This is a genomic window from Pseudomonas sp. PS02303, assembly GCF_029959925.1.
Classification (GTDB): Bacteria; Pseudomonadota; Gammaproteobacteria; order Pseudomonadales; family Pseudomonadaceae; genus Aquipseudomonas; species Aquipseudomonas mandelii.
Window position 1 is genome coordinate 1 of sequence record NZ_JASCOM010000302.1, and the last position, 6,625, is coordinate 6,625.

7 protein-coding genes are annotated in these 6,625 nt (G+C 60.0%); 5 read left to right on the top strand and 2 right to left on the bottom strand.

Annotated elements, in window-relative coordinates:
* The first annotated feature begins 189 nt into the window (after nt 1-189).
* Nucleotides 190-1,389 carry a formaldehyde dehydrogenase, glutathione-independent gene (gene fdhA / locus QMX98_RS30960; RefSeq protein ID WP_077747277.1) on the top strand — a complete coding sequence of 400 codons (1,200 nt, stop codon included), beginning with the start codon at nt 190-192 and terminating at the stop codon, nt 1,387-1,389.
* A gap of 45 nt (nt 1,390-1,434) precedes the next feature.
* Here the strand turns inward: fdhA and QMX98_RS30965 are convergent, their stop codons facing one another.
* A complete protein-coding gene (locus tag QMX98_RS30965) occupies nt 1,435-1,857 on the bottom strand; it encodes a DUF3757 domain-containing protein (protein WP_282411893.1) in 423 nt (140 codons plus the stop codon).
* A gap of 200 nt (nt 1,858-2,057) precedes the next feature.
* Between QMX98_RS30965 and QMX98_RS30970 the strand changes: the two genes are divergently transcribed.
* Nucleotides 2,058-2,615, top strand: a complete 558-nt coding sequence (locus QMX98_RS30970) for a DUF2780 domain-containing protein (RefSeq protein ID WP_282411894.1) — start codon at nt 2,058-2,060, stop codon at nt 2,613-2,615.
* Between the two features lies 1 nt (nt 2,616).
* Here QMX98_RS30970 and QMX98_RS30975 read toward each other — a convergent pair whose 3' ends face one another.
* The gene (locus tag QMX98_RS30975; RefSeq protein ID WP_282411895.1) at nt 2,617-3,504 is read right to left on the bottom strand and encodes an acyltransferase; all 888 of its coding nucleotides are present in this window, start codon (nt 3,502-3,504) and stop codon (nt 2,617-2,619) included.
* 339 nt (nt 3,505-3,843) lie between these two features.
* On the opposite strand from QMX98_RS30975, the gene QMX98_RS30980 reads away from it, so the two are divergent.
* From QMX98_RS30980 to creC, 3 genes are read left to right on the top strand one after another with little or no spacing between them, the layout of a single operon-like run.
* Nucleotides 3,844-4,350: an ATP-dependent zinc protease gene (locus tag QMX98_RS30980; protein ID WP_010467060.1), complete on the top strand. Its 507-nt coding sequence runs from the start codon at nt 3,844-3,846 to the stop codon at nt 4,348-4,350.
* 59 nt (nt 4,351-4,409) lie between these two features.
* Entirely contained in the window at nt 4,410-5,090 is a 681-nt protein-coding gene (gene creB, locus QMX98_RS30985) for a two-component system response regulator CreB (protein ID WP_010467062.1), read from the top strand.
* The gene (gene creC / locus QMX98_RS30990; RefSeq protein WP_282411896.1) at nt 5,090-6,508 is read left to right on the top strand and encodes a two-component system sensor histidine kinase CreC; all 1,419 of its coding nucleotides are present in this window, start codon (nt 5,090-5,092) and stop codon (nt 6,506-6,508) included. The genes creB and creC overlap by 1 nt, the downstream gene beginning before the upstream one ends.
* Nucleotides 6,509-6,625 lie beyond the last annotated feature (117 nt).

Consider the following 6,625-nt stretch of genomic DNA (forward strand, 5'->3'; position numbering starts at 1 on the left):
GGCTCGCTCCCACAGGTTTTGTGTTGGTCACAGACGTGTGTACACCCCCGATCAAATGTGGGAGCGAGCCTGCTCGCGAAGAGGCCCTATCAGGCAACACAAGACACACAGGCAACAACCAGAGCAATCAACGCGCCGCCGCTTCATGGCGACGCGACCGCTACATAAAAACAACAGCGAGGTGAAAGCATGTCTGGCAATCGTGGTGTGGTGTATCTCGGCAATGGCAAGGTCGAGGTGCAAAAAATCGACTATCCGAAAATGCAGGACCCGCGCGGCAGGAAGATTAACCACGCCGTCATCCTGCGTGTGGTTTCCACCAACATCTGTGGTTCCGACCAGCACATGGTGCGCGGCCGTACCACTGCTCAGACTGGCCTGGTACTGGGCCACGAAATCACTGGCGAAGTGATCGAGAAGGGCAGCGACGTCGAAAACCTGCAGATCGGCGACCTGGTCTCCGTGCCGTTCAACGTGGCTTGCGGGCGCTGCCGTTCCTGCAAGGAAATGCATACCGGTGTATGCCTGAGCGTTAACCCGGCGCGTCCGGGCGGTGCTTACGGTTATGTCGACATGGGCGACTGGACCGGCGGCCAGGCTGAATACGCGATGGTGCCGTATGCCGACTTCAACCTGCTGAAACTGCCTGATCGTGATCGCGCGATGGAAAAAATCCGCGACCTGACCTGCCTCTCCGACATCCTGCCGACCGGTTACCACGGCGCAGTCACCGCCGGCGTTGGCCCAGGCAGCACCGTGTACATTGCTGGCGCCGGCCCTGTCGGTCTGGCCGCTGCCGCGTCCGCCCGCCTGCTGGGCGCGGCGGTGGTGATTGTTGGTGACGTCAACACCGTCCGCCTGGCACACGCCAAGGCCCAGGGTTTCGAAATCGCCGACCTGTCCCTGGACACCCCGCTGCACGAACAAATCGCTGCACTGCTGGGCGAGCCAGAAGTGGATTGCGCCGTCGACGCCGTAGGCTTCGAAGCGCGCGGCCACGGCCATGACGGCGTGAAACACGAGGCCCCGGCCACCGTGCTCAACTCGCTGATGGGCGTGGTACGGGTTGCCGGCAAAATCGGTATCCCGGGCCTGTACGTGACCGAAGATCCAGGTGCCGTCGATGCTGCCGCAAAAATGGGCAGCCTCAGCATCCGCTTCGGCCTGGGCTGGGCCAAATCCCACAGCTTCCACACCGGCCAGACGCCCGTGATGAAGTACAACCGCCAGCTGATGCAGGCGATCATGTGGGACCGCATTCACATTGCCGACATCGTTGGCGTGGAAGTCATCAGCCTTGATGACGCGCCACGCGGTTATGGCGAGTTCGATGCGGGCGTGCCGAAGAAGTTTGTGATTGATCCGCATAAGTTGTTCAGTGCGGCGTAAGCGTTACGCAAGACGGGAGAAGGGCGACAGAGATGTCGCCCTTTTTTATTTATTGCTGGTGGAGAATGAGCACTCGTTGATGGATTTCGTACAGTGATTCGATTTCCACTCATCTTGAGAGATCGGCTTCCAATCTTTAACGTTGTCGATCACCAAGGCGATGTTTTTGTAACGACAGCTCATTTGGCTGACGCTGATAGGGCCGGTTTCATCCTCGTCTTCGGTGATGTACGTGGCACTTTCAAAGACGGTTTTATTTTCATCGATACTTGTCAGCGTCGGATTGTCGCCTTCCCACTTGCGGCCTGATTCATCCAATGCCACAAAACCTTGGTCCGTCCTTTTAATCTTGGAGACCTCAGGACAGGTATCAGCCTGAGCCATGCTTGAAATGCCAGCAATGGCTAAAACAATGGCAATCGTATTTATCCGCATGGTGTAGTCCTTTACATTGGGTGGGGTGCTCATGCTGCGTGGCTGACGGTTGTAGGGCTACTGTCACTTCTGACAGTCGGCAATGCCCATTTGAAATAACCCCTCGTATTTTTAAACGTGACAGTTCTAAAAATGTCTGCGGCAGCAAGGAACAATGCCCAGTAAACCCCGGTCAAACCGGCAGTTTTCCCGTCCGCTCACGGGCGGTTTTAATGGCGCAAGAGGATGTCTGGATGAAGATTTCACGCGGTTTTGCACTGGCGTCTCTGATGACCCTCGCGGCCAGCCCGGTCTTCGCCGGCTTCAGCCTGGAAGATGTAACCAAAGCGGCCTCGAGCATGCAGGGCGGAAACGCAGCCACGGCCGCCGCACCGACGCAGGAAACCGCCGGGCTGCTCGGCGCGCTGACTTCGCAGTTGAACGTTAAACCCGAGCAAGCCGTGGGTGGCACCGCAGCGATGCTGGGGCTGGCGAAGAATCAGTTGAGCTCGACCGATTACTCGGAACTGGCCAAAAGCGTTCCGGGCATCGACAAGTTGTCCGGCGGCGGTGAGCTGGGTGCGCTGGCCGGCCTGCTTGGGTCTTCCGGCAAGGCGGCCGGTCTGGACAATGCCTTGGGTGCCGTGAAGAACACCAACGATCTGAACAACGCTTTTAGCGCGTTGGGCATGGACAGCGGCATGATCGGCCAGTTTGCCCCGGTGCTGTTGCAATACCTCGGTCAGCAGGGCGTTGGTGGCTCGTTGCTGGAAAGCCTGGGCGGGATCTGGGGCGCCGGCACCGGCAGTTGATTCAACGGCGCTCGGCGCGCAACGCGTCGATGCGTTGATCCTTCTCGATCCAGAGCTGGTTGACCCAGTTCTGGACCGTTTCGCGAAACACCGGATCGTTTTCGTAATCGCCTTGCCACAGCGCCGGGTCGAGTTCTCGGGTCTTGATGTCGATGATGACCCTCGGCACGTTGCCACTGATCAAATCCCAAAACCCCGGAATCTGCTGCTGCGGATACACCACCGTCACATCAAGCACGGCATCCAGCTGTTCGCCCATTGCCGCCAGCACAAACGCCACGCCGCCGGCCTTGGGCTTGAGCAGGTGAGTGAAGGGTGACTGCTGCTGAGTGCTTTTCGCTGCGGTGTATCGGGTGCCTTCCAGGTAATTGACCACGGTCACCGGCTGACGCTTGTACAACTCGCACGCCGCTTTGGTGATCTCCAGATCCTTGCCGGCCAACTCAGGGTGCTTGGCCAGGAATGCCTTGGTGTAGCGCTTCATGAACGGGTAATCCAGGGCCCACCACGCCAGGCCCAGGAACGGCACCCAGATCAGTTCCTTCTTGAGGAAGAACTTGAAGAACGGCGTGCGGCGGTTCAGGGCCTGGATCAACGCCGGGATATCGACCCAGGATTGATGGTTGCTGATCACCAGGTATGAGGTATCGACGCGCAGACCCTCGCCACCACGAATGTCCCACTGGGTCGGGATGCACCACTTGAAGATCAGCTTGTCGATCTCGGCCCAGGTTTCGGCGATCCACATCACCGCCCATGAGGCGTAGTCGCGATAGCGACCAGGCAAGACCAGTTTGAGCAGCGCAAACACCATCAGCGGCCCGATCAGGACCAGGGTGTTGAGCAACAGCAGCAGGGTAACGAAACAGCCGGTGAGCAGGCGGCGCATAAGTAACTCTTGAAAGCGTTTGGGCGCGTCATGATATTCAGCTTCGGGCCGCAGGCCAAATCGGCGGTGACGAATGTTTCACCTTTACATCGTTATGCTTGCCGCCTGATGAGATCACCTGTGGCGAGGGAGCTTGCTCCCGCCGGGCTGTGAAGCGGCCCCAAAAGCTAATGTGAAGCGGCGTGTCAGGAACACCGAGTTGAATGGATTTACGGCGGCTTCGCCGCCCAACGGGAGCAAGCTCCCTCGCCACAAAGCTAGGTGGCCGTCCAACTATCTTTGTTGTTTGCGGTCTAGAATTTGGCCACTGCGCCCCCATTCCCAAAGGATGCCCATTACGTGAAATCCCTCCTTGCACTGCTTTCTCTCGTGGCCCTGCCGGTCCTGGCCGCCGAGCCGACGCTGTACGGGCGTTACGAATACATTGCGCTGCCGGAAATCGGCGGCGAAGTCCTCAAGGCCAAAATGGACACCGGCGCCCTGACGGCCTCGCTGTCGGCCAAAGACATCGAAACCTTCACCCGCGACGGCGACGAGTGGGTCCGTTTCCGCCTCGCCACCAAAGACGCGAGCAACAAGGTCTACGAGCACAAGGTCGCGCGGATCAGCAAGATCAAGACCCGCTCCGAAGAGGATGACGATGACAAGGAAGCCGTCGAGCCGACCAAGCGCCCGGTAGTCGATCTGGAACTGTGCCTGGGCAACGTCAAGCGCACCGTCGAGGTCAACCTTACCGACCGCAGCAGCTTCAACTATCCGCTGTTGATCGGTGCCAAGGCCTTGCGTGAATTCGGTGCGGCGGTCAACCCGGCGCGGCGTTTCACTGCCGACAAACCCGACTGCTGATTGACGGAACGAGAGGCTTGGGGCACCGTTCGCCCACTTAACTGCCGGGCTCGGACGCCATGCCTCATATCCTGATTGTCGAAGACGAAGCGGCGATTGCCGACACCTTGATATTCGCGTTGCAGGGCGAGGGGTTCACCACGACCTGGTTGAGCCTCGGCGCGGCGGCGCTGGAGCATCAGCGCCAGACCCCGGCCGACCTGATCATTCTCGACATCGGCCTGCCAGACATCAGCGGCTTCGAGACCTGCAAGCAACTGCGGCGTTTCAGCGAAGTGCCGGTAATCTTCCTCAGCGCCCGTGACGCGGAAATCGACCGCGTCGTGGGCCTGGAAATCGGCGCCGACGACTACGTGGTCAAGCCGTTCAGCCCCCGGGAAGTCGCGGCGCGGGTCCGGGCGATTCTCAAGCGCATGGCGCCGCGACCGGTGGCCGAAGTCTCATCGGCGTTGTTTCGGGTCGACTGCGAACGCGTGCAGATCAGCTATCGCAATCAACCATTGAATCTCACCCGGCACGAATTCCGTCTGCTGCAATGCCTGCTGGAACAACCCGAACGCGTCTTCAGTCGCGAGCAATTGCTCGATGCGCTGGGCGTGGCCGCCGATGCCGGTTACGAGCGCAGCATCGACAGCCATATCAAAAGCGTGCGCGCCAAATTGCGTCTGGTGAAGGCTGACGCCGAACCGATCCAGACCCATCGCGGCCTCGGTTACAGCTACAGCCCGGGGCACAGCTGATGCCGTTGGGGATCCGGATTTTCCTGGTCTACGTGCTGTTTATCGGCCTGACCGGTTACTTCGTGCTCAACACCGTGATGGAAGAAATCCGCCCAGGGGTGCGTCAGTCCACGGAAGAAACCCTGGTCGACACCGCCAACCTCATGGCCGAGATCCTGCGTGATGATTTCAAGGCCGGCACCCTCAACCAGAACCGCTGGCCCGAGCTGCTCAAGGCCTATGGCGAGCGGCAACCGAACGCCAGCATCTGGGGCTTGCCGAAGAATCAGGTCAACCATCGCATCTACGTCACCGACGCCAAAGGCCTCGTGGTGCTGGACTCCAGTGGCGCAGCGGTGGGGCAGGATTACTCACGCTGGAACGACGTGTACCTGACGTTGCGCGGTGAATACGGCGCACGTTCCACCCGCAGCGATCCGAACGATGCGACCTCTTCGGTGATGCACGTTGGCGCGCCAATTCGCGACAACGGCCAGATCATCGGCGTGGTCACCGTGGCCAAGCCCAACAGTTCGTTGCAGCCTTACGTGGATCGCACCGAACGTCGATTGCTCGCTTATGGCGCCGGGTTGATCGGCCTGGGCCTGCTGTTTGGCGCGCTGTTGTCGTGGTGGCTGAGCGCGGCACTGCGGCGGTTGACCGCCTATGCCCAAGCGGTGAGTGAGGGCCGGCGCGTCGAGGTGCCGCATTATCGCGGCGGGGAGTTGGAGCAACTGGCGACGGCAGTGGAACAGATGCGAACCCAGCTGGAAGGCAAAGCCTACGTCGAGCGTTATGTGCACACCCTGACCCATGAATTGAAAAGCCCATTGGCGGCGATTCGCGGTGCAGCGGAGTTGCTGCAAGGTGAAATGCCGTTGGCTCAGCAGCAGCGTTTCGTCAGCAACATCGACAGTGAAAGTGTGCGGATGCAGCAGTTGATTGAGCGGTTGCTGAACCTGGCCCAGGTCGAACAGCGTCAAGGGCTGGAAGAGCGGGTGGCTGTGCCGTTGGCGGGTTTGGTGGATGAGTTGCTCAACGCCCAGGCCGCGCGGATCGAAGGGAAAAAGTTGCGCGTGGAACAGAGGATCGCGCCGGATATGACCCTGCATGGCGAGCCGTTTCTGTTGCGGCAGGCGCTGGGGAATCTGCTGGAGAATGCTTTGGATTTCACCCCGCCTCAGGGGCTGCTGCGGTTCAGCGCCGAGAAGATTGGTGAGCAGATCGAGTTCAGGTTGTTCAACCAGGCCGAGGCGATTCCCGACTATGCGTTACCGCGTTTGAGCGAGCGTTTCTACTCGCTGCCGCGCCCGGACAGTGGGCGCAAGAGCACCGGGTTGGGGCTTAACTTTGTGGAAGAAGTGGTGAAGCTGCATGGTGGGGCATTGAGCATCGGCAATGTCGAGGGTGGTGTTGAAGTCAGGTTGCGCCTGGCTTAGGACCGAGTTGCGGCCCATCGCGAGCAGGCTCACTCCTGCTGGGGGACCGCAGATCAACTGTGGGAGCGAGCCGGCGCGCGATGGGGCCGGTCCAGACTCCACACAATCTCCATATTC

Coding starts and splice junctions, on each gene's coding strand:
- creC (WP_282411896.1), top strand. CDS start 5,090: ATGCCGTTGGGGATCCGGATTTTCCTGGTCTACGTGCTGTTTATCGGC.
- QMX98_RS30970 (WP_282411894.1), top strand. CDS start 2,058: ATGAAGATTTCACGCGGTTTTGCACTGGCGTCTCTGATGACCCTCGCG.
- fdhA (WP_077747277.1), top strand. CDS start 190: ATGTCTGGCAATCGTGGTGTGGTGTATCTCGGCAATGGCAAGGTCGAG.
- QMX98_RS30975 (WP_282411895.1), bottom strand. CDS start 3,504: ATGCGCCGCCTGCTCACCGGCTGTTTCGTTACCCTGCTGCTGTTGCTC.
- QMX98_RS30965 (WP_282411893.1), bottom strand. CDS start 1,857: ATGAGCACCCCACCCAATGTAAAGGACTACACCATGCGGATAAATACG.
- creB (WP_010467062.1), top strand. CDS start 4,410: ATGCCTCATATCCTGATTGTCGAAGACGAAGCGGCGATTGCCGACACC.